This window comes from Amycolatopsis sp. WAC 01416 (assembly GCF_003947485.1).
Taxonomy (GTDB): Bacteria; Actinomycetota; Actinomycetes; order Mycobacteriales; family Pseudonocardiaceae; genus Amycolatopsis.
Window position 1 is genome coordinate 544,910 of the sequence record NZ_QHHX01000007.1, and the last position, 25,479, is coordinate 570,388.

At 68.7% G+C, this 25,479-nt stretch carries 21 protein-coding genes and 1 pseudogene; 16 read left to right on the forward strand and 6 right to left on the reverse strand.

Annotated elements, in window-relative coordinates; translation table 11 throughout:
* Positions 1-11 precede the first annotated feature (11 nt).
* From pheS to DL990_RS26420, 3 genes are all read left to right on the forward strand, one after another.
* Positions 12-1,076, forward strand: coding sequence for a phenylalanine--tRNA ligase subunit alpha (pheS, locus tag DL990_RS26410; protein WP_125800216.1), 1,065 nt, complete (start codon positions 12-14; stop codon positions 1,074-1,076).
* A complete protein-coding gene (pheT, locus tag DL990_RS26415; RefSeq protein ID WP_125800217.1) occupies positions 1,077-3,644 on the forward strand; it encodes a phenylalanine--tRNA ligase subunit beta in 2,568 nt (855 codons plus the stop codon).
* An 87-nt stretch (positions 3,645-3,731) separates the two neighbouring features.
* Positions 3,732-7,118 carry a tetratricopeptide repeat protein gene (locus DL990_RS26420; RefSeq protein WP_125800218.1) on the forward strand — a complete coding sequence of 1,129 codons (3,387 nt, stop codon included), beginning with the start codon at positions 3,732-3,734 and terminating at the stop codon, positions 7,116-7,118.
* Here DL990_RS26420 and DL990_RS26425 read toward each other — a convergent pair.
* Complete coding sequence (locus tag DL990_RS26425) at positions 7,099-7,791, reverse strand: DNA alkylation repair protein (RefSeq protein WP_125800219.1); 693 nt, start codon at positions 7,789-7,791, stop codon at positions 7,099-7,101. The two genes, DL990_RS26420 and DL990_RS26425, sit on opposite strands and share 20 nt — an antisense overlap.
* A 185-nt stretch (positions 7,792-7,976) precedes the next feature.
* On the opposite strand from DL990_RS26425, the gene DL990_RS26430 reads away from it, so the two are divergent.
* On the forward strand, positions 7,977-9,563 hold the full coding sequence (locus tag DL990_RS26430) for an alpha/beta hydrolase (RefSeq protein ID WP_125800220.1): 1,587 nt from the start codon (positions 7,977-7,979) through the stop codon (positions 9,561-9,563).
* A gap of 366 nt (positions 9,564-9,929) precedes the next feature.
* Positions 9,930-10,424, forward strand: a complete 495-nt coding sequence (locus DL990_RS26435; protein WP_125800221.1) for a helix-turn-helix domain containing protein — start codon at positions 9,930-9,932, stop codon at positions 10,422-10,424.
* 42 nt (positions 10,425-10,466) lie between these two features.
* On the opposite strand, the gene DL990_RS26440 is transcribed toward DL990_RS26435, so the two are convergent.
* Entirely contained in the window at positions 10,467-11,432 is a 966-nt protein-coding gene (locus tag DL990_RS26440) for a YafY family protein (protein WP_125800222.1), read from the reverse strand.
* 90 nt (positions 11,433-11,522) lie between these two features.
* Between DL990_RS26440 and argC the strand changes: the two genes are divergently transcribed.
* The 8 genes and pseudogenes from argC (at position 11,523) to argH (ending at position 19,064) form a co-directional block, all read left to right on the forward strand.
* Positions 11,523-12,551, forward strand: a complete 1,029-nt coding sequence (gene argC, locus DL990_RS26445; RefSeq protein WP_125800223.1) for an N-acetyl-gamma-glutamyl-phosphate reductase — start codon at positions 11,523-11,525, stop codon at positions 12,549-12,551.
* A pseudogene (gene argJ / locus DL990_RS26450) lies at positions 12,548-13,708 on the forward strand (bifunctional glutamate N-acetyltransferase/amino-acid acetyltransferase ArgJ). The gene argC and the pseudogene argJ overlap by 4 nt, the downstream one beginning before the upstream one ends.
* Positions 13,705-14,625, forward strand: coding sequence for an acetylglutamate kinase (gene argB, locus DL990_RS26455; protein WP_125800224.1), 921 nt, complete (start codon positions 13,705-13,707; stop codon positions 14,623-14,625). The pseudogene argJ and the gene argB overlap by 4 nt, the downstream one beginning before the upstream one ends.
* Complete coding sequence (locus DL990_RS26460) at positions 14,622-15,815, forward strand: acetylornithine transaminase (protein WP_125800225.1); 1,194 nt, start codon at positions 14,622-14,624, stop codon at positions 15,813-15,815. Before argB ends, DL990_RS26460 begins: the two co-directional genes overlap by 4 nt.
* Positions 15,816-15,831: 16 nt before the next feature.
* Positions 15,832-16,761 (forward strand): ornithine carbamoyltransferase, encoded by a 930-nt coding sequence (argF, locus tag DL990_RS26465; protein ID WP_125789858.1) that lies wholly within the window; start codon positions 15,832-15,834, stop codon positions 16,759-16,761.
* A complete protein-coding gene (locus DL990_RS26470) occupies positions 16,758-17,279 on the forward strand; it encodes an arginine repressor (RefSeq protein ID WP_034321647.1) in 522 nt (173 codons plus the stop codon). Before argF ends, DL990_RS26470 begins: the two co-directional genes overlap by 4 nt.
* Positions 17,269-17,622, forward strand: a complete 354-nt coding sequence (locus DL990_RS26475) for an argininosuccinate synthase domain-containing protein (RefSeq protein ID WP_125789857.1) — start codon at positions 17,269-17,271, stop codon at positions 17,620-17,622. Before DL990_RS26470 ends, DL990_RS26475 begins: the two co-directional genes overlap by 11 nt.
* Before the next feature lie 26 nt (positions 17,623-17,648).
* Positions 17,649-19,064 (forward strand): argininosuccinate lyase, encoded by a 1,416-nt coding sequence (gene argH, locus DL990_RS26480; RefSeq protein ID WP_125800226.1) that lies wholly within the window; start codon positions 17,649-17,651, stop codon positions 19,062-19,064.
* 60 nt (positions 19,065-19,124) lie between these two features.
* Here the strand turns inward: argH and DL990_RS26485 are convergent, their stop codons facing one another.
* The gene (locus tag DL990_RS26485) at positions 19,125-19,820 is read right to left on the reverse strand and encodes a TetR/AcrR family transcriptional regulator (RefSeq protein ID WP_125800227.1); all 696 of its coding nucleotides are present in this window, start codon (positions 19,818-19,820) and stop codon (positions 19,125-19,127) included.
* A 34-nt stretch (positions 19,821-19,854) separates the two neighbouring features.
* On the opposite strand from DL990_RS26485, the gene DL990_RS26490 reads away from it, so the two are divergent.
* Complete coding sequence (locus DL990_RS26490) at positions 19,855-21,231, forward strand: serine hydrolase (RefSeq protein ID WP_125800228.1); 1,377 nt, start codon at positions 19,855-19,857, stop codon at positions 21,229-21,231.
* Here DL990_RS26490 and DL990_RS26495 read toward each other — a convergent pair whose 3' ends face one another.
* The 3 genes from DL990_RS26495 to DL990_RS26505 are packed head-to-tail and all read right to left on the reverse strand — an operon-like array spanning position 21,232 to position 23,110.
* A complete protein-coding gene (locus DL990_RS26495) occupies positions 21,232-21,867 on the reverse strand; it encodes a TetR/AcrR family transcriptional regulator (RefSeq protein ID WP_125800229.1) in 636 nt (211 codons plus the stop codon).
* A complete protein-coding gene (locus tag DL990_RS26500; RefSeq protein WP_125789852.1) occupies positions 21,867-22,538 on the reverse strand; it encodes a DUF4166 domain-containing protein in 672 nt (223 codons plus the stop codon). Before DL990_RS26500 ends, DL990_RS26495 begins: the two co-directional genes overlap by 1 nt.
* Positions 22,535-23,110: an SRPBCC family protein gene (locus tag DL990_RS26505; protein ID WP_125800230.1), complete on the reverse strand. Its 576-nt coding sequence runs from the start codon at positions 23,108-23,110 to the stop codon at positions 22,535-22,537. The genes DL990_RS26500 and DL990_RS26505 overlap by 4 nt, the downstream gene beginning before the upstream one ends.
* A 114-nt stretch (positions 23,111-23,224) precedes the next feature.
* Here DL990_RS26505 and DL990_RS26510 point away from each other — a divergent pair, with 114 nt between their 5' ends.
* On the forward strand, positions 23,225-23,860 hold the full coding sequence (locus DL990_RS26510) for a DNA-3-methyladenine glycosylase (protein ID WP_125789892.1): 636 nt from the start codon (positions 23,225-23,227) through the stop codon (positions 23,858-23,860).
* A gap of 32 nt (positions 23,861-23,892) precedes the next feature.
* A complete protein-coding gene (tyrS, locus tag DL990_RS26515) occupies positions 23,893-25,167 on the forward strand; it encodes a tyrosine--tRNA ligase (protein ID WP_125800231.1) in 1,275 nt (424 codons plus the stop codon).
* Positions 25,168-25,479 lie beyond the last annotated feature (312 nt).

Here is a 25,479-nt window from a genome sequence, read left to right on the forward strand (position 1 = left end):
GCCGAGGAGTTATGTCCGAAGCCAACGACAAGCAGGACCCCCAGGCGGGAACGCTCGCGCCGGAAACGTTGACGGCCGCCGTCAAACAGGCCGAGACCGATTTCGCGGCCGCGGCGGATCTCGACGCGCTGGCCGCGGTCAAACCCGTTCACCTCGGGGACCAGTCTCCGCTGCTGCTCGCCCGCCGCGAGATCGGCGCCCTGCCGAAGCAGGAGAAGGCGGAGGCGGGAAAGCGGGTCAACGAAGCGCGCCAAGCCATCCAGGCCGCCTTCGACGCCCGCCGCGCCGTGCTCCAGGTCGAGCGCGACGAAAAGGTGCTCCGCGAGGAGACAGTCGACGTCACGCTCCCGTGGGACCGCGTGCCCCGTGGCGCCCGGCACCCGATCGCGACCCTGTCGGATCGGATCGCCGACGCGTTCATCGCGATGGGCTACGAGGTCGCCGACGGTCCGGAACTCGAGGCCGAGTGGTTCAACTTCGACGCGCTGAACTTCGGCAAGGACCACCCCGCGCGCCAGCTGCAGGACACGTTCTACCTCGGCGAGGAGGACTCCGGCCTGGTGCTGCGGACCCACACCTCGCCGGTGCAGGCCCGCACGCTGCTGCACCGTGACCTGCCCGTGTACGTCGTCTGCCCCGGCCGCACCTACCGGACCGACGAGCTCGACGCCACGCACACCCCGGTGTTCTCGCAGGTCGAAGGCCTCGCGGTGGACAAGGGCCTGACGATGGCGCATCTCAAGGGCACCCTCGACGCTTTCGCCCGCGCGATGTTCGGCGAAAGCTCGAAGACCCGCCTGCGCCCGCACTTCTTCCCGTTCACCGAGCCGTCGGCCGAGGTCGACGTCTGGTTCGAGGAGAAGAAGGGCGGCGCCGGCTGGGTCGAATGGGGCGGCTGCGGCATGGTCAATCCCAACGTCCTGCGTGCCTGCGGCGTCGACCCCGAGGTCTACTCGGGCTTCGCCTTCGGCATGGGTATCGAGCGCACCCTGCAGTTCCGCAACGGAATCCCGGACATGCGCGACATGGTGGAGGGCGACATCAGGTTCACCCTGCCCTTCGGAACGGAGGCCTGAGTGAAGGTCCCAGCCAGCTGGCTGACCGAACACCTCGACGTCGACGAGGAGGTCACCGCCCAGGATCTGGCCGACGCCTTCGTGCGCATCGGCATCGAGGTCGACGACGTCCGGAAACTCGAACCGGTCACCGGTCCGCTCGTGGTCGGCCGTGTCGCCGAGATCGAGGAGCTCACCGAGTTCAAGAAGCCGGTCCGCTTCTGCCGCGTCGACGTCGGGGAGCCGGAGAACGACGCCAAGCCTGACGAGAACGTCGACGCCGACGATGACGATGACGACGAAGGCCCCTTCGAGGACGACGGTCCCACGGGGATCAGGACCCGCGGGATCATCTGCGGTGCCACGAACTTCGCCGAGGGTGACCTGGTCGTCGTCGCGCTGCCCGGCACGGTGCTGCCCGGTGGATTCGAGATCGGTTCGCGCAAGACCTACGGCAGGCTCAGCGACGGCATGATCTGCTCGGCGAGCGAACTCGGCATCGGTGACGACCACTCCGGCATCCTGGTGCTGCCGCCGAGCACGGCCAGCCCCGGTGAGGACGCGAACAAGCTGCTCGGCCTCGAAGACACCGTCCTCGAGGTGACGCCGACCCCGGACCGCGGGTACACCCTGTCGGTCCGCGGCCTGGCCCGCGAGCTGTCCAACGCGCTCGACGTCCCGTTCGGCGACCCGGCCTCCATCGAGGTCCCCGAGGCCGAGAGCGACGTCTGGCCGGTGCACCTCGAAGACACCGAGGGCTGCAAGCGGTTCGTGCTGCGCCGCGTCAAGAATCTCGACGCGACCGCGCCGACGCCGTGGTGGATGCGCCGTCGCCTGATGCTGTCGGGTATCCGCTCGATCTCCCTCGCGGTCGACGTGACCAACTACGTGATGCTCGAACTCGGGCATCCGCTGCACGCGTTCGCGACCGGTGCGGTCAAGGGCGATCTGGTGGTGCGCAAGGCGAAGCCGGGCGAGAAGCTGACCACTTTGGACGATGTCGAGCGCACGCTCGACCCGGACGACGTGGTGATCGCCGACGACAGCGGCGTCATCTCGCTGGCGGGCACGATGGGCGGCGCGTCGACCGAGATCACGCCGGAGAGCACCGATGTGCTGCTCGAAGCGGCGCACTGGGATCCTTCGTCGATCAGCCGGACGGCCCGCCGTCACAAGCTGTTCTCCGAGGCGGCCAAGCGGTTCGAGCGCTACACCGACCCGCAGCTGTGCGCGGTGGCCGTCGAACTCGCGGCGCGCCTGCTGCGCCAGTACGGCGAAGGCTCGATCCTGCCCGGCCGCACCGACGAGGGCGGCGTCGAGCCGAACCCGCCGGTGACCATGCCGATCAGCCTGCCCGACCAGGTGGCCGGGGTGCGCTACCAACGCGGTGTCACGGTCAAACGGCTCTCGCAGATCGGGTGCAAGGTCAACGTGGGCACCGCCGAGGACGGTACCGCGCTGGTGACCGCGATCCCGCCGAGCTGGCGCGGTGACCTGGTGCAGCCCGCAGACCTGGTCGAAGAAGTCCTTCGGCTCGAGGGGTACGACAGCATCCCGTCGGTGCTGCCCGAGGCCCCGGCCGGCCGGGGCCTGACGGACACCCAGCGCCGTCGCCGCTCGGTCGCGCGTGCGCTGGCGGAGAACGGCTACGTCGAGGTGCTGCCCTTCCCGTTCATCTCGGACTCGGTCTGGGACGCGTTCGGGCTGCCCGAAGACGACGTCCGCCGCAGCACCGTGAAGGTCCGCAACCCGCTGGAAGCGGACAAGGACCGGATGGCGAGCAGCCTGCTGCCGGGGTTGCTGGAGATTCTCCAGCGCAACATTTCCCGTGGCTTCAAGGATGTCTCGCTGTTCCACATCGGACAGGTCGTGCTGCCCGGACCGAACCCGATCCCGATGCCTTCGCTCGGGGTGGACCGGCGGCCGACCGACGAGGAGCTCGCGGTGCTGGAGGCGGCGGTCCCGCCGCAGCCGCTGCATGTCTCCGTCGTGCTCGCGGGCCAGCGTGGCCGCGCGGGCTGGTGGGGCGAGGGCGAGCAGGCGAACTGGGCCGACGCGGTGCAGGCCGCGCGGCTGGTGGCGCAGGCCGCCGGTGTCGAGCTGACCACGGCCGCGGCGGACCAGCCGCCGTGGCACCCCGGTCGTTGCGCGCAGCTGCGGGTGGGGCAGTGGCCCGTCGGCTACGCCGGCGAGTTGCACCCGAAGGTCGTCGAGGCGCTCGGGTTGCCGCCGCGCACCGTCGCGATGGAACTCGACCTGGACGCGATCCCGATCCCGGACGGCCGTCCTGCGCCGCGGATCTCGGCGTACCCGCCGGTGCTGCTCGACGTCGCACTCGTCGCGGAGACGGGTGTGCCGTCGGCCGACCTTGCCGAGGCGCTGCGCGAAGGCGCGGGCGAACTGCTCGAGGACATCACGCTGTTCGATTCGTACCAGGGCGAGCAACTGGGCGAGGGCAAGCGTTCGGTGGCGTACAAGCTGCGGTTCCGCGCCGCGGACCGCACGCTGACCGTCGACGAAGCCACCAAGGCTCGCGACGCCGCCGTCGCGGTCGCCGGTGAACGCTTCGGCGCTAGCCTGCGGACCTGATCCGAAAGTCCGTGAAGGCCCCCTTCCCTCGGCTCAGCCGAGAGAAGGGGGCCTTCACGCGCTTCAGGTGTGGCAAAGTGAGGACTTGTGTCACGTCCAGACGGTCGGTCCAGTATCCAAGACATCGCCCGTGCCCGGCTGAGCGACGGTTTCGTCGGCAGGGTCGGGGAACGCGAGGACTTCCGGGGGAATCTGGGGTTGCCCGGGAGCGACCGGCGCCGCCGGTACCTGTACTCGGTGCACGGTCTCGCCGGGGTCGGCAAGTCGTTCCTCCTCGAACAGCTTCGCGGTATCGCCGAGGAAACCCGCGCCGCCGTCGGGTTCGCGGACGACCGGCAACAGGATCTGCCCGCGACACTGGTCAAACTGGCGAAGGACCTCGCCCGCGGCGGGCACGAGATGCGCCGGTTCGAGAAGCGCTACGAGTCGTACCTCAAGGCGCGGGAACGGCTCCACAACGATCCGCAGGCTCCGGCGGCAGGCCGCGAGCTCGTGACGAAGGCCGTGGTCAAGGCAAGCCTCGGGGTGGCGAAGACCCTGCCCGGCGGAAGCATCGCCGCCGACGCGATCGACGCGGACGCGACGGCGAAACAGCTGGAGCAGTTGCAGGTCTACCTCGCGGCGAAGTTCAAGCGGAAGGCCGATGTCCAGCTGCTCCTGGAACCGGCGGAGGAGCTGACCAAACCGTTCGTCGAGGACCTCTGGCGTATTCCGGAGACCCGGCAGATCGCGCTGTTCTTCGACACCTTCGAACGGACCGCGCCGGTACTGGAGACCTGGCTGCTCGACCTGTTCGGCGGGCTGTACGGCGATCTGCCGCAGAACCTCGTGCTCACCGTGGCGGGCCAGTTCCCGCTGGACGAGGCGAAATGGAACCGGCACGCGCCGCTGGTGCGCGAGATCGAACTCCGGCCCTTCACCGAGCCGGAGGCGCGTCACCTGCTCGCCGAGCACGGGATCACCGACGAGCAGGTGGTCGAGACCGTGCTGCGGCTGACTGACGGGCTGCCCGTCCTGGTCGCCATGCTGGCGCAGGGAAACCCCACCGAGGCGGACGCGGTCGGCGATCCCAGCGATGACGCGGTCAAGCGGTTCCTGCACTGGGTTCCCGACAAGGCCAAACAGAAGATCGCCGCCACGGCGTCGTTGCCCCGTGTCCTGGACGAGGACGTCATCGGCGTGCTGACCGGGAAGGAGACCGCGGGGGAGACCTTCCGCTGGTTGCGGGAGCTGCCGTTCGTCGGGCGGCGCGAACTCCCGGTGCGTTATCACCCGGTGGTCCGCGGTCCGATGGTGCGGTTGGAGCGCGGCAGTTCGCCCGCCGCGTTCGCCGAACTCCACCGCAAGCTCAGCGAATACTACGAAGGCCGGTGCGCCGAACTCGGCCTCAGCAGCCACCGCGACGCCTGGAACGACGAGCGCTGGCAGCGAAGAAAACTCGAGCACACCTACCACCGGTTGTGCGGGAGCCCGGCCGAAGCGCTGCCGGACGCACTGCTCGGCGCCGCCGAGATGATCACCACCGGCACGGCTGCCGCTCGTGCTTGGGCGCGCATGATGGAGCAGGCGGGGGTCGACGCGGACGCGCCCGCGGTACTGGGCTGGGGGCAGCGCCTGGCCGCCGCGGTCGGCGACGGCGACGGCCCGCGGGAGATCCAGGTGCTCGACCTGCTCGCCGGTGCGGCTGAGCTCGACGCGGCCCGCCTTTCCACGGTGCTCCGGCGGCGCGCGTGGGCCTACGAAGGCCAGGACGACGTCGAGGCGGCGAAACGGGATTTCGACCGGGCTCTCGACTTGAACCCCGCCGACCCCTACGTCTGGAGTGACCGGGGCAACCTGTTCCGCGACGAAGGCGAATGGGAGCAGGCGTTGTCGGATCTGAACCGGGCGATCGAACTGGACCCCACCTACGCCTACTCGTGGCGCGGGCGCGGGTCGGCCCGGGCCCGGTTGGGCGACCTCGAGGGTGCGATGGCCGACCTCGATGAGGCCGTCCGCCTTCAGCCGGAGCACCGGTGGGCCTACAGCATCCGGAGCGAGGTGCACTTCAAACGAGGCGACGTCCGGAAGGCGATCGACGAGATCGAGATCGCGATCCGGCTCGACCCCGACTATGCCTGGGCCGTCCACTACCGGGCGACGCTGTTCGCGGAGCTGGGGGACAAGGACGAGGCACTCGCCGGTCACCGCGCGGCCGTCGCCCTCCGCCCCAAGGAGGTGTACTACCTGACGGAGCTCGCGTCGTTCCTTGAGCAGACCGGAGACGTGGACGCCGCGTCGGCGACCTTCGACGCGATCGTCGCGGCGGATCCGGAAAGCGCCAGTGCCCACGCGATCCGGGCGGCGTTCCACCGCCGCAACGAGCGAAGCAGGCTCGCGATCGACGGTTTCACCGCCGCGCTCCGGATCGACCCGGACTACGAGTGGGCCTACTACATGCGCGGTCTGGCGCACGACGATCTGGAAGATCGCGTGACGGCGCTCGCCGACTTCGAAAAGGCGGTCGAGCTGGCCCCCGAAGACGCCGAGAATCATCTGCAGCGGGGGATCACGCTCAGCCGGCTGCAGGGGTACGGCGAAGCGGTGAAATCCTTGGACCGCGCGATCGAACTCGATCCCGGCAACGAGTGGGCGTACACCTGGCGCGCGATGGCCCACCAGCGGTCCGGCGATCACCAGGCCGCCCTCGCCGACATCGACGCCGCGGTCGCGGCGAACCCGGCGATGGCCTTCTTCCACAGCACCCGGGGCGACATCCTCAGAGACCTCGACCGGCACGAGGAAGCCCGCGCCGCGTTGGACGAGGGGATCCGGCTGGGACAGGACGGGGGATACGCGTTCTATCGGCGTGCCCGCCATCGCCTCCTCTTCGAGGATTTCGAAGGTGCGTTGTCCGATGTGGACAGCGCGCTGACCGCCGGGCAGGACGAGAGCGCCCGCACCTTGCGCGCGGAGATCCGCCGTCAGGCGGGCGAGTACCGCGAAGCGATCCAGGACCTGCGCGAATTGGTCGCCGCGGATCCCGAGGACGCCGACCACCGCGAGAACCTCGGGGAAGCTCTGCTGTTCGCGGGGGAGACGGACGAGGCGATGGAGATCCTGCGCCCGCTCGCGCCGGACTCCGTTTGGGCTCGTGACCTCCTGTCCCTCGCCTGGCTGAAGACCGGACGGACGGGCGAAGCGCACCGGGCCATCGCCGCCGGCCTCGACGAAGCGGTCGCGCGAAACGCGGACGGCGACTTCGATTGGGAGAACGAGGTGCAGCCGCTCTTCTATCTCCTCGTCCTCGGACGTCACGCCGAAGCGACACGTGAGCTCACGGCGCTGCTCGACAAGGTTCCGCCCCAGGACACGCGACTCATCCTGCTCCGTGACTTGAAAGACCTTCGAGAGCTGGTGCCCGAACTCGGCGGCGTGATCGAGGAGCTCGTCGCCCTCATCCCGAGGCCGGTGCTCAACCGCCCAGGTGCTTGAGCGCCTCCTTCCTGGACAGAGTGGACAGTGCCGGATGCGCGGCGACGAAGGCGCGCACCCAGTCCGGCTCGGTCTTCGCGTACTCGCGCAGAGCCCAGCCGATTCCCTTGCGCAGGAAGAAGTCCTTGTCGTCGAGGTTGGCCTCCACCGCACGGGTGAGCAGATCGGTGTCCGTTCCGCCCTTGGCACCGATCTGGCAGATGACCGAGGTGCGGCGGCGCCACCTGTCCTCGTCGTAGGCCCAGGTCAGCATCAGGGTGGTCACCGTCTCCGGCTCCGCCCGCAGGATCGGCCCGACGCGGCGGATGGCGGCCTCGTCCACGTAGTCCCACCAAGCGCCCGTCACGATCATCTCTTCGTACAGGCCGAGCAGATCGCTGTCCTGCCAGCGGGTGTAGGCACGGTGGCCGGAAAGGGCGATCGCCGCATAACGCTCTTCACGGAATTCCGCTTCGCGCCACAGGGTGAGCGCGGCCGTCGTGAAACTCACTCGATCGGGTAGTGGATGTTCGGCGTAAACCCGTTTCAGCAAGGCCGTCCGAGGCGGGGACGCCACACCGAGGAACGGCATCTCAGACTTCATGTACGCCCGCATCGACGGAGCTTTCCCCGGATCGGCCAGTTCGGCCAAACCGTTGCGAACCGCCGAAACCAGGCTTTTCACCTCGTCCACGCGTTCTCCTTTCCCCAGTCCGCGCCGCGAGCGTACGACAGGGGACCGACAAGACGGATATGCCCGGATCGAGGCGGGGATACCGACTAAAGAGGGATGGCGGTCAACGTGTCGGTCAGCGAGATTGAAGCCGGTTCTCGGTAGCTTCGGCCCGACCGGGTCGAACGCGGACGAAAAGGAACACAGTGAAGAAATTCGTTGCCGCCCTGGCGGTCGCGGGGATCGGCGTCGGCACCATGGCGCTCGCTCCCTCCGCCACGGCCGCCTCGGCGTCGGACTTCGATCCGAAGCCCATCTCCTGGGGAGCGTGTACGCGCCCGAGCCTGGTCAAGGCCGGCGCGGAATGCGGCTTCCTCGAGGTCCCGCTGGATTACGCGAAGCCCGGCGGGGAGAAGATCTCGATCGCCGTCTCGCGCGTGAAGCACAAGTCCGCCCAGTCGCAGGGCGTCATGGTGGTCAACCCGGGCGGACCGGGAGGGTCGGGCCTCGGCCTGTCGACCCTCGGCCGGGCCGTCCCCAAGAAGGCGGGTGAGGAGTACGACTGGATCGGCTTCGACCCGCGCGGCGTCGGGGAGAGCAAGCCGTCGCTGACCTGCGACGGGAACTACGCCTCCTACAACCGCCCGCAGTACGTGCCGACCACGCGCGCCCTCGAGACGGCGTGGCGCGAGAAGGCGAAGGGCTACGCGAAGGCGTGCGCCAAGAACGGCGCGATCCTCGATCACATCAAGACCATCGACGTCGCGAAGGACGTCGACAGCCTGCGCAAGGCGCTGGGCGAGAAGCAGATCAACTACTACGGCTTCTCCTACGGCACCTACCTCGGGCAGGTCTACAGCACACTGTTCCCGCAGAACGTGCGGCGGATGGTGTTCGACGGCACCGTCGACCCCCGCGACGTCTGGTACAAGGCGAACCTGAACCAGGACATCGCCTTCGACAAGAACATCAAGATCTACTTCGGCTGGCTCGCGAAGTACGACGACGTCTATCACCTCGGCAAGACCGCGTCCGAGGTCGAGAAGCTGTGGTACGCCGAGCAGAAGAAGCTGTACGACAAGCCCGCGGGCGGTGTCATCGGTGGTTCCGAATGGACGGACATCTTCCTGCAGGCCGGCTACTACGTCTTCGGCTGGGAGGACATCGCGAACGCCTTCTCGGGCTGGGTGCACAAGGGTGACTGGCAGACCTTGAAGGGCCTGTACGACGACTCCAACCCGCCGGGCCAGGACAACGGCTACGCGGTGTACGCGGCCGTGCAGTGCACCGACGTGGCGTGGCCGCAGAGCTGGCCCCGCTGGAAGTTCGACAACTGGGTCACGCATTTCCGGGCGCCGTTCGAAACCTGGGGCAACGCCTGGTTCAACGCGCCGTGCCTCGACTGGCCCGCGAAGCCCGGCAAGCCGGTGGAGATCGACGGGAGCAAGGTCCCGGGCATCCTCCTGGTCAACGAGGAGAACGACGCCGCGACGCCGTACCCCGGCAGCCTCGAGGTCCGCAAGCGCTACCCGAACTCGAGCCTGATCAGCGCTCCGGGCGGCACGACGCACTCGGGTTCGCTGTCCGGTGTGTCCTGTGTGGACGACAAGATCGCGGACTACCTGCTGACCGGGAAGCTGCCCGTGCGCAAGCCGGGCAACGGTTCGGACGTGCAGTGCGCGCCGGTCCCGCAGCCGGTGCCCGCCGGTGCTTCCGCGGCACCCAAGTCCGAGGTGCCTTCTTCGGTGGCGGAAGTGAAGAAGGAAGCGCTGGCTCAGGCGCTGCCTTTCTGATCCTTTCTCGGAAGTTCTGCCCCGGTCCGGTTTTCCGGACCGGGGCTTTCCTTTGGCCCGGGTGGTCCTGCCGGGCGTTGCGAAAGCCACTTTCGCAACGTTGAAGGTTGCGAAAGTGGCTTTCGCAACATCCTTTGGCCCGGTCCCGCGGTATTGAGGGGTAACGGTCGCTCGACAGTCGCCCCACCTGAAGGCCCCCGCCCAGGGTCCGCCCCACAATTCGCCACCTACTTGCGCCCGAAACGCGCCATGACCGGCACCCTCTCGGTCCCAAAGGCGATGAAAGTACCGGTCATCCACCGCCCCCGGCCGAAGTCCCCTCGCCGCGCCACGGAATTGTCGGGGCCGCCCGTTAACGTCCCCGGCATGACCATCGTCGAAGAGCACCGGACCGAGATCCGCGTGCAGGACACCGTTTATCGCATCGAGGTCGCCGCCCGTGAGGGTGGCGGCGCGGCCGGGGAAGACCGCTGGGTGACCGTAATGGTCGGCGGAGCCGGACCGCAGGAGGAGCCTGTCGCCGAAGGCAGGCTCGACATGGACGCCGAAGCCATACCGGCCTTGGCGACCGTCCTTTCCGACACGCTGCTGGCGTTCGCCGGGCGGGGCAACGGCCGGAACAGCCGCCGAAGATCGGCGGATCGCCCCGCGCATCAAGGCTCGCCGTGGTCCGACGAGCTCGACGCGGAACTGGAAAGCCGTTGGCTGGCCGGGGAAAGCGTCGAGGAGATCGCGCGACGGTTCGAACGGACACCGGGCGGGATCCGGGCCCGGCTGCCGAGGGTCGGTTGCGACCCGGAGCGCCGCGGCGCGTACCTCCCGAGTCCGCCGAGCCGGCGAGAGGTAGGTGAACTCGTCTGAATCCCGGCGGCCGCAAGGGTCAGCAGGCCCTCGCGGCCGCCGTCAGTCCACTGTGGACGCCGTGCCGCGATTCGCCCGCGCCGCCATTTCCCGGAGGTGGCCGACCAGTTCCGGTGGTTCGTGCACGGTGAATTCGCAGCCGAGCCCGAGGATCCGGAAAGCGAGCCAGTCCAGGGTGTCCGTGCCCGCGTGAAAAACGCAGGTCTCGTCGTCGATCGGTTCCAGCTCGCCGAAACTCTCGCCGATCGTGGAGGTGACCTGGCTGATCGGCGCGTGCAACGTCACGCGTGCGCTGTAGGTGGGAAGGAGGCTGTACATCCTGTCGGTGACGTAGGCCGCCACGTCTTCCGCGGGTGGTTGTCTCGGGGTCGCCCGGCCGCCGGTCGCCCGTGGTTCCGAGACGCGATCCGCGCGAAAGATCCGCCAGTCGTCCCGGTCGAGGTCGTAGCCGAGCAGGTACCAGCGGCGTCCGGCCGAGACGAGCCGGTGCGGTTCGACGTGCCGCCGGGATGCGGTCCCGACGCCGGTGCGGTAGGTGAACCGGGTCCGCTCGGTGTTGGCGATCGCGCCGGCGAAGACGGTGAGGTGCTCCGGGTCCACCGCTGGGCCGGTGCCGGGCAGCGGCACGGTCGCGGCACCCAGCGCACCGACGCGATAACGGAGCCGCGAGGGCAGCACCTGCTCGAGTTTCGCGAGCGCCCGCACCGAAGACTCCTCGATACCCGAGATCGCCTGCCCGGCGGCGCCGCGGAGCCCGACCGCGATCGCGACGGCCTCTTCGTCGTCGAGCAGCAGCGGCGGCATCGCCGTGCCGGCGCCCAGCCGGTAGCCGCCCTCGGAGCCTCGAGTCGCCTCGACGGGGTAACCGAGCTCACGCAGCCGGTCGATGTCGCGCCGGATGGTTCGCGGGCTGACCTCCAGTCGTTCCGCGAGCTCGCTGCCAGGCCACTCCCGCGGGGTTTGCAGGAGTGACAGCAGGGTGAGCAGCCGGGCGGGCGTGTCGGTCATGCGGTCAAGGATGCCCGTATGCGGGCCCGTATCGGGTGAGCCACACGACTTTGTTTGATTGAACTTGCATGGGAGTGCATAATCATGCGTATGACGGTGAAGATCGCGGTGGCCGGAGCCAGCGGGTACGCGGGCGGCGAACTCCTGCGCCTGCTGCTGACCCATCCCGAAATCCAGATCGGTGCGCTGACCGCGGCCAGCTCCGCGGGCACGCCGCTGATCCAGCACCAGCCGCACCTCGCACCACTGGCGGACCGTGTCCTGCTGGAGACGACCCCCGAAACCCTGGCCGGGCACGACGTCGTCTTTCTCGCCCTGCCGCACGGCCACTCCGGCGCCATCGCCGCGCAGCTTGGCCCGGACGTCCTTGTGGTCGACCTCGGCGCGGACCACCGCCTGTCCGACGCGGCCGACTGGCAGCGCTGGTACGGCGGGGACCACGCCGGGCAGTGGCCGTACGGGCTCCCCGAGCTCCCCGGCGCCCGAGAGCGCTTGGCCGGGACCAAGCGCATCGCGGTCCCCGGCTGCTTCCCGACCGGTGGCTCGATCGCCCTCGCTCCGGCGCTCGCCGCGGGTCTGGTCGAGCCGGAGGTCAACGTCGTCGCCGTCACCGGGACCTCCGGCGCGGGCAAGAGCCTGAAGCCGAACCTGCTCGGTTCGGAGGTGATGGGTTCGGCCACCGCGTACGGCGTCGGCGGCGCCCACCGGCACACCCCCGAATTCGCGCAGAACCTCTCGGCGGTCTCGGGCGAGCGGGTCAAGGTCTCGTTCACCCCCGTGCTGGCCCCGATGCCGCGCGGGATTCTCACCACCGCCAGCGCGCCACTGAAGACCGATCTGGACGCCGACGGCGCCCGCGAGGTCTACGAAAAGGCGTACGCCACCGAGCCGTTCGTGCAGCTGCTGCCCGCGGGCCAGTGGCCGTCTTCGGCATCGGTCGTCGGCTCGAACAACGTCCAGCTGCAGGTCACCGTCGACGCCGACACCCGGCGCCTGATCGTGGTCGCGGCCATCGACAACCTGACCAAGGGCACCGCGGGAGGTGCCGTCCAGTCGATGAACATCGCACTGGGCCTCCCGGAAACCACCGGACTACCGACCGTAGGAGTCGCGCCGTGACCGTCACCCAGCCGAAGGGATTCCGTGCCGCGGGCGTCGCCGCCGGGATCAAGGCCGAGGGCAAGCTCGACCTCGCGCTCGTCGTCAACGACGGGCCGCTGCAGGTCGCGGCCGGCGTGTTCACGCGCAACGTGATCAAGGCCGCGCCCGTCCTGTGGTCGCAAGAGGTGCTCAAGCAGCAGCGGCTCAAGGCCGTCGTCCTCAACTCGGGCGGCGCGAACGCCGCCACCGGGCCCGGCGGTTTCCAGGACACCCACCAGACCGCCGAGAAGGTCGCCGGGCTGTTCGAAGCCGGCGCGATCGAGGTCGCAGTCTGCTCGACCGGCCTGATCGGTGAGCGGCTGCCGATGGACGCGCTGCTTTCCGGCGTGGACACCGCCTTCGGGCGACTCTCCACCGGCGCCGAAGCCGGCCTCGATGCCGCCACCGCGGTCATGACCACCGACAGCAAGCCGAAGCAGGCGGCCGCGGGACACGAAAGCGGTTGGAGCGTCGGCGGGTTCGCCAAGGGCGCGGGAATGCTCGCCCCGAATCTCGCGACGATGCTCTCCGTCCTCACCACCGACGCGGTCGTCACGCCCGAGGTCCTGGACAGGGCTTTGCGCGCCGCCACCGGCGTGACCTTCGACAGGCTCGACGTCGACGGCGGGACGTCCACCAACGACACGGTGCTCGTCCTCGCGTCCGGCGCCAGCGGCGTCGAACCGACCGAGGCCGAACTGACCGAACTGCTCACCACGGTCAGCCTCGACCTCGTGCTGCAACTACGCGCGGACTCCGAAGGCGCCACCAAGTACGTCGACGTCACGGTCGCCGGCGCGGCGAGCGAGGCCGACGCCATCGCCGTCGGCCGGACGATCGCCGAGGACAACCTGGTCAAGACCGCGCTGTTCGGTTCGGACCCGAACTGGGGCCGCATCGCCATGGCGCTCGGCCGGGTACCCGCGAAGATCGACCCGGAGAAGGTCGCCATCGCGATCAACGGCGTCACCCTGTTCGCCGACGGCACTCCCGCGGCGGACCGCTCCGAGGCGGATCTCTCGGGGCGTGACATCCAGATCGTCGTCGACCTCGGCCTCGGCTAAGGCGGGGCGACGATCTACACGACCGACCTCTCGCACGCGTACGTCGAAGAGAACAGCGCGTACTCGTCATGAGCCCTTCCGAATCCACCGTCCCCGCGGACGAGCGGCTCGCGACGGCCGCCGAGAAGGCCGCGATCCTGATCGAAGCCCTGCCATGGCTACAGCGCTTCCACGGCGCGACCGTCGTGATCAAGTACGGCGGCAACGCCATGATCGACGAGAGCCTCAAACAGGCCTTCGCCGAGGACATGGTCTTCCTGCGCATGGCCGGGCTGCGCCCCGTGGTGGTGCACGGCGGCGGCCCGCAGATCACCGCGATGCTCAACCGGCTCGGCGTCGAAGGCGAGTTCAAGGGCGGTCTGCGGGTCACCACACCCGAGACGATGGACATCGTCCGCATGGTGCTGACCGGCCAGGTCAGCCGCGAACTGGTCGGCCTGATCAACGCGCACGGCCCGTACGCGGTCGGAATCTCCGGCGAGGACGCGCGGCTGTTCACCGCCGAGCGCAAACAGGCCACTGTGGACGGTGTGCCGGTCGACATCGGGCTCGTCGGCGAGGTTTCCGAGGTCAACCCGGACGCGGTGCTCGACATCGTCAACGCGGGCCGGATCCCGGTGGTGTCCACCGTGGCCCCGGACGTCGACGGCGTCGTGCACAACATCAACGCCGACACCGCCGCCGGCGCGCTCGCGGGTGCGCTCGGCGCGGAAAAGCTCGTCGTGCTCACCGACGTCGAAGGCCTCTACGCCAACTGGCCGGACCGCGGTTCACTGGTCGACCGGATCCGCGTGGACCGCCTCGAAACCCTGCTTCCCGGTCTCGCCAGCGGCATGATCCCGAAGATGGAGGCCTGTGTGCGCGCCATCCGCGGCGGCGTCCGCCGCGCGCACGTGATCGACGGCCGCATCGCCCATTCGGTACTGCTGGAGGTCTTCACCTCCCGCGGCATCGGTACCATGGTCTTCCCCGAAACGGAGCTTCCGTGACCACCCTACAGTCCAATGTAGACGGCCAGGAGCACTGGACGTCGTCCCTCATGGACAACTACGGCACCCCGGCGCTGACCCTGGTCCGCGGCGAGGGTGCGAAGGTCTGGGACGCCGACGGCAAGCCGTATGTCGACCTGCTTGGCGGGATCGCGGTCAACGCGCTGGGGCACGCCCATCCCGCCGTGGTCGCCGCGGTCACCGAACAGGTCGCGAAACTCGGGCACACCTCGAATCTCTACGTGAACCCGGTCGCCGTCGAATTGGCCGAGACCCTCCTCGACGTCGCAGGCCTGTCCGGCAACGCGAAGGTCCTGTTCGTCAACTCCGGCGCGGAGGCCAACGAAGCCGCGCTGAAGATCAGCAGGCTCACCGGGCGGACCAAGATCGTCGCCTGTGAGGGGGCCTTTCACGGCCGCACCATGGGCGCCTTGTCGCTGACCGGTCAGCCGTCGAAGCGGGACGCGTTCGCGCCGCTGGTCCCGGGCGTCACCCACGTTCCCTATGGTGACGTCGACGCGCTTCGCGCCGCGGTGGACACCGAAACCGCGGCGGTGTTCCTCGAGCCGATCCTCGGGGAGGCGGGTGTCGTCCCGGCGCCGGACGGCTATCTCCAGGCCGCGCGGGAGATCACCAAGGCGACCGGGACCCTGCTGGTCCTCGACGAGGTGCAGACCGGTATCGGCCGCACCGGCGCGTGGTTCGCCTTCCAGCACACCGGCATCGTCCCGGACGTCATCACATTGGCGAAGGGGCTCGGTGGCGGTCTGCCGATCGGCGCGGTCATCGGCGTCGGCGAAGCGGGGGAGCTGATGAAGCCGGGCCAGCACGGCACCACCTTCGGCGGCAACCCGATCTGCTGCGCCGCCGGGCTCGCCGTGCTCAAGACCATCGCCAAGGAGAACCTGAACGACCACGTTTCCGCTCTGGGCAAGGACATCGCCTCCCGCGTCGAGGAGCTCGGCCATCCGCTGGTGGCCGGGGTTCGCGGTGCCGGGCTGCTGCTCGGCATCGCGTTGCGCGAACCGGTCTCGGCCACGGTCGCCAAGGCCGCGCAGGACGCGGGGTACCTGGTCAACCCGATCGCCCCGGACACCATCCGGCTGGCGCCGCCGCTGATCCTGAGCGCCGACGAGGCCGCGGGATTCCTCGAAGCCCTTCCCGGGGCGCTCGATTCCACCACCACCTAGGACAGAGACCAAACGCATGCTCCGCAACTTCCTCCGTGACGACGATCTCAGCCCCGCCGAACAGGCCGAGATCCTGGACCTCGCCGACCAGCTGAAAGCAGAGCCGCTGAGCTCGCGCGCGCTGGAGGGCAAGTCCGTCGCGGCGATCTTCGAGAAGAACTCCACCCGGACAAGGTTCTCCTTCGAGGTGGGTATCGCCCAGCTCGGCGGGAACCCGGTCATCGTCGACGGACGCTCCATGCAGCTCGGCCGCGAAGAGACCATCGAGGACACTTCGCGGGTGCTTTCGCGGTACCTGGACGCGATCGTCTGGCGGACTTTCGCCCAGAAGCGCATCGACGCGATGGCGTCGGCGGCGAGCATCCCGGTGATCAACGCGCTCACCGACGAGTTCCACCCTTGCCAGGTGCTCACCGATCTGATGACCATCCGCGAGCGCAAGGGCAAGCTCGCCGGGCTCACCCTGGTCTACCTCGGCGACGGCGCGAACAACATGGCGCATTCGCTGCTGCTGGGCGGAACCACGGCCGGGATGCACGTCCGGGTCGTCTCGCCGGAGGGCTTTCAGCCCGATCAGCAGGTCATGCTCGACGCCAAGCACCGATCGAGTGAAACCGGCGGCAGCACCACGGTCTTCACCGATCCGTACGCCGCCGTCGAAGGCGCGGACGTCGTCGTCACCGACACCTGGACCTCGATGGGTCAGGAGAACGACGGCCTCGACCGCGTCGGCCCGTTCCGGGAGCTGCAGGTCAACGCCGCGTTGATGCGCCGCGCCGCGGACGAGGCCATCGTGCTGCACTGCCTGCCCGCGCACCGCGGCTGGGAGATCACCGACGAGGTCATCGACGGACCGGCGAGCGCGGTCTGGGACGAGGCCGAGAACCGGCTGCACGCGCAGAAGGCCTTGCTGGTGTGGCTCATGGACGAGAAGCGGCGACGATGACCGGCAGCAGGGTCACCCGGCAGGCCCGGATCACCGAACTCGTGTCCACGATGGCCATCCGCAGCCAGACGGAGCTCGCGAAGCTCCTGGCGGCGGAAGGGATCGACGTCACCCAGGCGACGCTGTCGCGGGACCTCGACGAACTGGGGGCGGTGAAGCTCCGGGGTGCGGATTCCGGCGCGCCGGTGTATGTCATTCCGGAGGACGGCAGCCCGGTACGCGGGGTGCAGGGCGGCACGTCCCGGCTCTCGCGGTTGCTCGCCGAACTGCTCGTTTCGGCGGACTCGTCCGGGAACCTGACGGTGCTGCGCACTCCGCCGGGCGCGGCGCAGTTCCTGGCCAGCGCCATCGACAGGGCGGCGCTGGAGGAGGTCGTCGGTTCCATCGCAGGCGACGACACGGTCGCGGTGATCGCGAGGGAACCGTTGTCCGGCAAAGACCTGGCCGAGCGCTTCATGGCGCTGGCCCGACGGTCGTCCACAGTGGACGGCGGTGAGGAGACCGAAGGTGACGCCTGACGGGTTCGCCTTCCCGGATGATCCGGAGAAGCTGGTCATCACCTTCGACGAAGGTGTGCCGGTGGCCATCGACGGGGAGACCGTGACGCTGCTGGAGGCCTTCCAGCAGCTGAACCGACGTGTCGGCGCCTTCGGGCTCAGAGGACGCGAAATCTACGAGGGGCCCGGCGCGCTCGCGCTGGTCACCGCGCACGAGGAACTGCAAAAGGTCAGTTCCGAGCGGGTGTCCGGCGAGGTCCGCCTGGTCCTGCACCGCGGGAACGCGGTCGTGAACTCGGCGCGCGACGAGCGCGCGCTGTACGACTTCGGCACAGGCGCTACCTTCGACCGATCAGTCGCCTGAAGTAATCAAAGAATTCGAGGAGTGTCGTGAGCGGGAATGAGCAGCCGGTGCAGCTGTGGGGCGGCCGGTTCGCCAGCGGGCCGGCGGAGGCGATGGCGGCGCTGAGCGCGTCGACCCATTTCGACTGGCGGCTGGCGCCGTACGACATCGCCGGGTCGCGGGCCCACGCGCGAGTGCTGCGAAAGGCGGGGCTGCTCACCGATGACGAGCTGACCGGCATGCTCGCCGCGCTGGACACCCTGGCGCAGGACGTCGAGTCGGGTGCGTTCACCCCGACCGTCGCCGACGAGGACGTCCACACCGCGCTCGAACGCGGCCTGCTGGAGCGGGCGGGCACCGAACTCGGCGGCAAGCTGCGGGCGGGACGTTCGCGCAACGACCAGGTCGCGACGCTGTTCCGGATGTGGCTGCGCGACGCCGCCCGCCGGGTGGTCGCGGGCACCCTCGGGGTGGTGGACGCGCTCGTTTCGCAGGCGAAACGGCACCCGGACGCGATCCTCCCCGGCCGCACGCACCTGCAGCACGCCCAGCCTGTCCTGCTGGCGCACCACCTGCTCGCGCACGGTCAGTCGCTGCTGCGCGACGTCACCCGGCTGCGTGATTGGGACGCTCGCACCGCCGAGTCGCCCTATGGCTCCGGCGCGCTCGCGGGTTCCTCGCTGGGCCTCGACCCCGAGGCCGTCGCCGCGGAACTGGGCTTCGACACCAGCGTCGAGAACTCCATCGACGGCACCGCCTCGCGGGACTTCGTCGCCGAGTTCGCCTTCGATGTCGCGATGCTCGCGGTCAACCTGTCCAGGATCGCCGAAGAGGTGATCATCTGGAACACCGCCGAATTCGGCTACGTCACCCTCGACGACGCCTGGGCGACCGGCAGTTCGATCATGCCGCAGAAGAAGAACCCGGACGTCGCCGAGCTGACCCGCGGCAAGGCCGGGCGGCTCATCGGCAACCTGACCGGTCTGCTCGCGACGCTCAAGGCGCAGCCGCTCGCGTACAACCGTGACCTGCAGGAGGACAAGGAGCCGGTCTTCGACTCCGTCGAGCAGCTGGAACTGCTGTTCCCGGCGATCGCGGGCATGCTCGAGACGCTGACCTTCCACACCGACCGGCTCGCCGAACTGGCGCCCGCCGGCTTCACCCTCGCCACGGACATCGCCGAATGGCTGGTGCGCCAGGGTGTTCCGTTCCGTGTCGCGCACGAAGCGGCGGGGGAGAGCGTCCGTGTCGCCGAAGCCCGCGGTGTCGGCCTGGACGAACTGACCGACGAAGAGTTCGAGAAGATCAACCCGGCCCTGACGTCCGCCGTCCGCGAAGTGCTGACCGTCGAGGGCTCGGTGAGTTCGCGCAATGCTCGTGGCGGTACCGCTCCAGAGCGCGTGGCCGAGCAGCGGGACCGGCTGGTCGCGCGGGTCGCCGAACACCGCGCCTGGCTGAGCTGAGTTCTCGCGTGAAGGCCCCCTTCCCTCGGCTGAGCCGAGGGAAGGGGGCCTTCACGCGCTTCAGGGAAGCCTCGTCGCCAGCCCGGCGAGGACGCAGGCGAGGCCGCGCTCGAAGTCGTCGTCGTTGGTCTCGCCCGGTTTCTGGTTTCGCTGTGCGGCGTAGAGCTTCTTCAGCCGCGGGTGGTCCCGCACCGCTTGCTCGGCCGCGGGCCACAGACGATCTTTCCATTCCTGCTCGCTCTGCCCACTGCGCTTGAGCGTCGTGAGCCATGCGGCTTCGCTGGTGGCTCTCCCGACGACGAACGCCATGACCGTGTTCCACGCCAGATCGGCGTCGTCCAACGAGAATCCGGCGTCTTCGAACAGAGCGAGCGCCGCTTCCGACAGCTTCAGGACGTTCGGCCCCAGATACGCCACCCCAGCCTCGCCGAGCAGCGAGCCGATCCAAGGATGGCGGAGGAAAACCGAACGCAGATCTTGCGCGAACGTCGTCGCGGCCGTTCGCCACGGGCCCGGCTCCGGGAGCGCGACCTCGCCGTAGACCTCGTCGACGACCAGTTCGGACAGCTCGTCCTTGCCTGCCACATGCGTGTACATCGATGCGGCGGCCACGTCGAGCCGGGTTCCGAGCTTCCGCATGCTCAGCGCGTCGATGCCTTCGGCGTCGAGAAGCTCGATCGCCGCGGAAACGATCTGCTCTCGGCTCAGCGATGGCTGCTCGCGTTTGCGTTTCGGGGGCCGCATCCACACCGACATCACATTCCCCTCATTTCTCCGTACAGTGTTCAGTATGCCTAACAGTGTACGGACAACTCTCGACCATGACCACTGGCAGTCCCGCCTCGACGACCTGCGGGCCGAACACCGCGTACCGGGAGCGACCCTCGCGGTGCTGAAGGACGGCGAGATCCACGAGTTCGCGAGCGGGATCCTGCATCGGGGGACCGGAGTGGAGGCGACCACCGGCTCGGTCTTCCAGCTCGGCTCGATCGCGAAGGTCTACACGGCTTCGCTGGTGATGGGGCTCGCCGAGGACGGGCGGCTCGATCTCGACGCGCCGGTCATCGAGGTGCTCCCGGAGTTCGCGACGGTGGATCCGGAGGCGACGAAGACGATCACCGCCCGGCAGCTGCTCAGTCACACCGGGGGGCTCACCTGCGACTTCATCGAAGACACCGGACGCGGCGACGACTGTCTCGCCAAGTACGTCGAAGCGGCGAGGGGAGTGGCGCTCGACTGCCCGCCGGGGACGGCCGCGTCCTACAGCAGCGTCGGGTACAACGTGCTCGGCCGGATCGTCGAGGTACTCACCGGTCTGACCTGGGACGACGCCCTGCGGGCGCGGATCGTCACCCCGCTCGGGCTCACCGAGACCATGACCCTGCCCGAAGAGGCCCTGCGCTTTCGTGTCGCGATGGGACACCTCGGGAAGGACCCGGAGCCGACCGCCGCCTGGGATCTCCTGCCGCGCTCCGCCGGACCGTACGGCCGCGTTCTGGCCACGGCCGGCGACGTGGTGCGCTTCGCGCGGATGCTGCTGGACGGCACCGCCGCCGACGGCGCTCGCGTGCTCGCGGAGGAGACGGTGACCGCGATGCGGCGGCGCGAGGTCGAGGTACCCGACAAATGGACGCTCGGTTCCGACGGCTGGGGCCTCGGCCTGTCGACCTACGACTGGAACGGTGTCGCGGGCTTCGGGCACAACGGGTCGTCGATCGGGCAGCGCTCGTACCTGCGGGTGGTCCCGGAGGCGGGGTTCGCCTTCGCTTTGCTCACGAATCACGGCACGACCGATCGGCTGTACACAGGACTGTCACGGGAACTGCTCGGTGAACTCGCCGGGGTCCGGGTGCCGGCCGATTTCGCTCCGCCGTCGTCGCCGCCTTCGGTGGACGTCGCGCCTTTCGCAGGTATCTATCGCCGTGAAGGCGTCATCATCACCGTCACCGAAAAGGACGGGAAGCTGCACTTCGTCTACGAATTCGCTGACGGCCTCGAAGGCATCGCCCCGCCGATCGAGGCGGAGCTGGTGCCGGTGGCGGAGAACGTCTTCGCCGGGATGAACTCGATGTTCGGTGACGACTGGATGCCGGTGCTGTTCACGAAACTGCCCGACGGCACCGCCTGCTGCTACACCAGCATGCGAGTGGCGCCGAAGATCGCGTAGCTACTTCTTCGCGGTCTTCCGGAGCTTCGCGCGCACCGCACGGGTCGCGACCGGGCCGAGTCCTTCGAGGACGTCGACCAGGACAGCCAGCTGTCCCAGCGCCGCCAATGCCTGCTCGGCACCTTCCGGATTGACCGTGTCGAACAAGGTCAGGCCGAGGAAACCGGCGGAGACCGCGTGGGCGAGCCCCTCGGTCTCCGCCAGTTCGAGCACCGGTGAACCGGTCAGCACGCGGTCGAGCGCGCCTTGGACTTCGCGAACCCATTTGTCGAGTGCCTGCCGGGTCGCTTCGGCCAGCCGTCCACCTGCCTGGGCGCCGGCGAGCGTCTGGGCGAGGACCGCCATGTTCCCCTCGGCCCGTTCCTCCGCGTGGATGGTCCGGCCCAGTTCCAGAAGTTCGCCCAGCGTGCGTACTTCGGCGAACCGATCACGGTAATGGGAGACGCGGCTTTCGGTCGCCGTCACGCAGGCCTGCGCGAGCAACTCCTCGACACTGCCGAAGTGGTAGAAGATCAGGGCTTGATTGGTGCCGGCGGTCGCGGCGACGGTCCTGGCCGAAACCGCGGTGATGCCGCTGGTGCGGATCGTCTCCAGCGCGCCGTCGATCAACCGCTGTTTCGTGCTGGGCCCGTTCATCAGTCCAGGACTTTCTCACGCAACGGCTTCACCGCCCCGCTCACCCCCGCCCGCAGGTCGACGAACCGCGCCTCGAACGCGCCCCGGTAACCGAACAGCGGGCCGAACCGCCGGTTCGTCACCTGGATCTCGATCCGGAACAGGCCGTTCTCCTCGTCGAACCACTCGTCGACCTCGGCCGCTCCGACGACGGATCGCGGCACCACGCATCGAAGCGGGCCTTCGCAGAGCCGGAACTCCTCCGAACGGAGGTGGAAGCCGCCGTCCGGCCGCACCGTCAGCTCGAGATCGACGGCGATGTGCTGATGTGTTCCCAAGTAGTCGACGATCGTCCCGCGGTCGGCGCTGTAGATCATCTGCGCGTCGAACCGCCGCCGTCTCCCGGGGAGTTCGAAGGTACGGACGAACGAGACCGTCTCCCTGCCGAGGGAATCGACGTACGGGTAGTTCTCGATGGTGAAGGGGACGTTGCGGCCCCGTTCGGGGAACAGGATGTGCCTCGACGCGCCCAGCCGCAGGAACGGTGTGGTGAACGCGGCTCCGCGCCAGATCTCGTCCATCACGCCGACGCCGATCATCCCGACGCCGTTTTCCGTGCTCAGCGACAGTCGTTCACGCATGCGCGGATGCAGTGAAGCGAACTGCTCGCCCAGTGCCTCTCGGAAGATCATGCCTGCTCCAGGGTTTCGAGAACGCGAGGTGTGACGCCGTCCTTACCCGGCCGCGGGCTCCTGCGGCAGCGGCTCGCCGTGGGCGAGAGCAAGGGGAGCGCCTCCGGTGGTGCACCGGTTTCGAGCCACAGCCTGAGCCTGTCGAACGACCATGCCGTCATCCACCCGAAAAGCGGTCGGAACAGCAAGTCGGCGAACTTGCCGAAGACACCCCACCGGGTGGTGTAGTCGAAGCCGGTGACGAAGCGGACGCCGTCGTCGGTCGGGGTGTAGCGCCAGTACCCCGAACCGGACCTGATGAGGGACAGCGGATCCGCGGAGGTGAACCGCAACGCCGACGTCCTCCCGCCGTCGGGCCGTTCGCTCTCCCCGGCGTGAATCCCGGTTCCGTTGATGACGAACCCCAGGAATCTCGTCGCGTAGTGGAACCGTCCCGGTGAACCCGCGACCGGCTCGATCCGCGCGAAGCGAAGATCCCACCGTTCGTGCAGATCCGGCTCCTGCGTATACCGCCACAGCGTTTCGAGGTCCGTGCGGATCACCGTTTCGACGTACAGCGCTCTTCGGCTCATCGAGCTTCCTCCCCAGTTTTGAGCGATCGCTCAACAACACTGTAGACCAGTATTGAGCGATCGCTCAATACTGAACCTGTCGGAGCCCGCGGTTAAGGTCGAGGCGTGCGGAACGTGGCGACCGGGAGACAGTTCACCCGGCGGGAGCTGGCGCTGGATCCGGTGGAGCTGTCCACGCTCCTGCTCGGGGCGGTGATCGAGTCGACCGGTCCCGACGGCACGGTCGCCGTCCGCCTGGTCGAGGTCGAGGCCTATCGCGGCCTCGACGATCCCGCGTCGCACTGCTATCGCGGCAAGACCCCGCGCAACGAGGTCATGTGGGGGCCGGCGGGGCATCTCTACGTGTACTTCGTCTACGGGATGCACTTCTGCGCCAACGTCGTCGGGACTGAAGACGGGCAGCCGGGCGCCGTGCTGCTGCGGGCCGGGGAAGTGGTGTCCGGTGCGGACATCGCCCGTGCGCGCAGGCCGTCCGCTCGGGGCAACGGCGAACTCGCCAAAGGCCCGGCCATCCTCACCTCGGTGCTCGGCATCGCCCGGCCGGAGAACGGCGTCGATCTGACCGACCCCGCGTCACCCGTCCGGCTGTTCACCGGTGACCGCGTCCCCGAAGCGGACATTCGCACCGGGCCGCGCGTCGGCGTCGCGATGGCGATGGACACGCCATGGCGGTTCTGGATCGACGGCTCTCCCGCGGTCTCGACCTATCGCCGGGGTGGCAAGCGACGGGCGGCGGCCCCCGGCCGATAGTCGGTTGACCTGGTGCGGGAGGATCTACAGGCGTGAGCGAGCACATCCTTGACGAGCTGACCTGGCGCGGCCTGATCGCGCAATCCACCGACACCGACGCACTGCGGCGAGACCTCGACCAAGGACCCCTCACGCTCTATTGCGGATTCGACCCGACCGCGCCGAGCCTGCACGCCGGCAACCTGGTCCCGCTGCTGATGCTCTCGCGCTTCCAGCGTGCCGGGCACCGGCCGATCGTGCTGGCGGGCGTCGCCACCGGGATGATCGGCGACCCACGCGACACCGGTGAGCGCGCCATGAACACGGTGGACACCGTGTCCGAGTGGGCCGACCGGATCCGCGGCCAGCTGGAACGGTTCGTCGACTTCGACGACTCGCCGACCGGCGCGGTCATCGAGAACAACATGAACTGGACCGCGAAGCAGAGCGTGGTCGAGTTCCTGCGCGACGTCGGCAAGCACTTCCCGGTCAACATGATGCTGAACCGGGAGACGGTGAAGCGCCGCCTCGAAACCGACGGCATCTCCTACACCGAGTTCAGCTACCTGCTGCTGCAATCGCAGGACTACCTGCACCTGTACCGCGAGTACGGCTGCAAGCTGCAGATCGGCGGCTCCGACCAGTGGGGCAACCTCGTCGGCGGTGTCGATCTGATCCGCCGGACCGACGGCGGGCACACCCACGCGCTGACCGCGCCGCTGGTCACCGACTCCGAGGGACGCAAGTTCGGGAAGTCCACCGGCGGTGGCAGCGTCTGGCTCGACCCGGAGATGACCTCGCCGTACGCGTGGTTCCAGTACTTCCTGAACGTCGCCGACGCCGACGTCATCCGCTACCTGAAGATGTTCTCCTTCCTGGGGCAGGAGGAGATAGCGGTGCTGGCGGAGGACACCGAACAGCGCCCCCACCTGCGGTCCGCGCAGCGGAAGCTGGCGGAGGACTTCACGACCCTGGTGCATGGCGAAGCGGCGACCCGGCAGGTCATCGCCGCGAGCCAGGCACTGTTCGGCAGGGGAGAGCTGCGCGAGCTCGACTCGCCGACCCTCGACGCCGCCATGGCCGAGGTGCCCAACGGCAAGATCGACCCGAACGGCGAGTCGACGATCGTCGACCTGCTGATCGCCGCCGGGCTCGTCGACAGCAAGGGCGCCGCGCGTCGCACAGTCAAGGAAGGCGGCGCGTACGTCAACAACACGAAGATCGCCGACGAGGAGTGGAAGCCGTCCGCGGCCGACGCTCTGCACGGCCGCTGGCTCGTGGTCCGCAAGGGCAAGCGCAACGTCGCCGGCGTCCGCGTCGAGGGCTGATCGCGGCCCCGGCCCGGAACAGGGGCCTTGACCTGCGGAAACGCAGTTAAGGTACCCCCCTGTTTCGGGCCCCTGCGGGCCATGTAAAGTTCTCCAAGTCGCCAGGGAAACCGGGTGGCCGCGGGACACGAACCAAGCTCTCATTTTAGGGTGATTGAGTGGGTGTCTCACCAAAAACTGCTAGGAATGACTGCTTCGGATAAGGCCGGGTTTTGCCTGGTGCGATCTGGGGTGTGTTGCTTGAGAACTCAACAGTGTGCTAGTGAACTAAGCCAGTAGAGCTTATGTATTTGAACCTCGTTTGAGGTTCCT

What these genes read in the sequence shown, in the direction of transcription:
- argC (WP_125800223.1), top strand. Translation starts at nt 11,523, where the DNA reads ATGACGGTGAAGATCGCGGTGGCCGGAGCCAGCGGGTACGCGGGCGGC.
- DL990_RS26435 (WP_125800221.1), top strand. Translation starts at nt 9,930, where the DNA reads ATGACCATCGTCGAAGAGCACCGGACCGAGATCCGCGTGCAGGACACC.
- DL990_RS26505 (WP_125800230.1), bottom strand. Translation starts at nt 23,110, where the DNA reads ATGAGCCGAAGAGCGCTGTACGTCGAAACGGTGATCCGCACGGACCTC.
- DL990_RS26440 (WP_125800222.1), bottom strand. Translation starts at nt 11,432, where the DNA reads ATGACCGACACGCCCGCCCGGCTGCTCACCCTGCTGTCACTCCTGCAA.
- argF (WP_125789858.1), top strand. Translation starts at nt 15,832, where the DNA reads ATGCTCCGCAACTTCCTCCGTGACGACGATCTCAGCCCCGCCGAACAG.
- pheS (WP_125800216.1), top strand. Translation starts at nt 12, where the DNA reads ATGTCCGAAGCCAACGACAAGCAGGACCCCCAGGCGGGAACGCTCGCG.
- DL990_RS26500 (WP_125789852.1), bottom strand. Translation starts at nt 22,538, where the DNA reads ATGATCTTCCGAGAGGCACTGGGCGAGCAGTTCGCTTCACTGCATCCG.
- argB (WP_125800224.1), top strand. Translation starts at nt 13,705, where the DNA reads ATGAGCCCTTCCGAATCCACCGTCCCCGCGGACGAGCGGCTCGCGACG.
- DL990_RS26485 (WP_125800227.1), bottom strand. Translation starts at nt 19,820, where the DNA reads ATGTCGGTGTGGATGCGGCCCCCGAAACGCAAACGCGAGCAGCCATCG.
- DL990_RS26490 (WP_125800228.1), top strand. Translation starts at nt 19,855, where the DNA reads ATGCCTAACAGTGTACGGACAACTCTCGACCATGACCACTGGCAGTCC.
- DL990_RS26470 (WP_034321647.1), top strand. Translation starts at nt 16,758, where the DNA reads ATGACCGGCAGCAGGGTCACCCGGCAGGCCCGGATCACCGAACTCGTG.
- DL990_RS26495 (WP_125800229.1), bottom strand. Translation starts at nt 21,867, where the DNA reads ATGAACGGGCCCAGCACGAAACAGCGGTTGATCGACGGCGCGCTGGAG.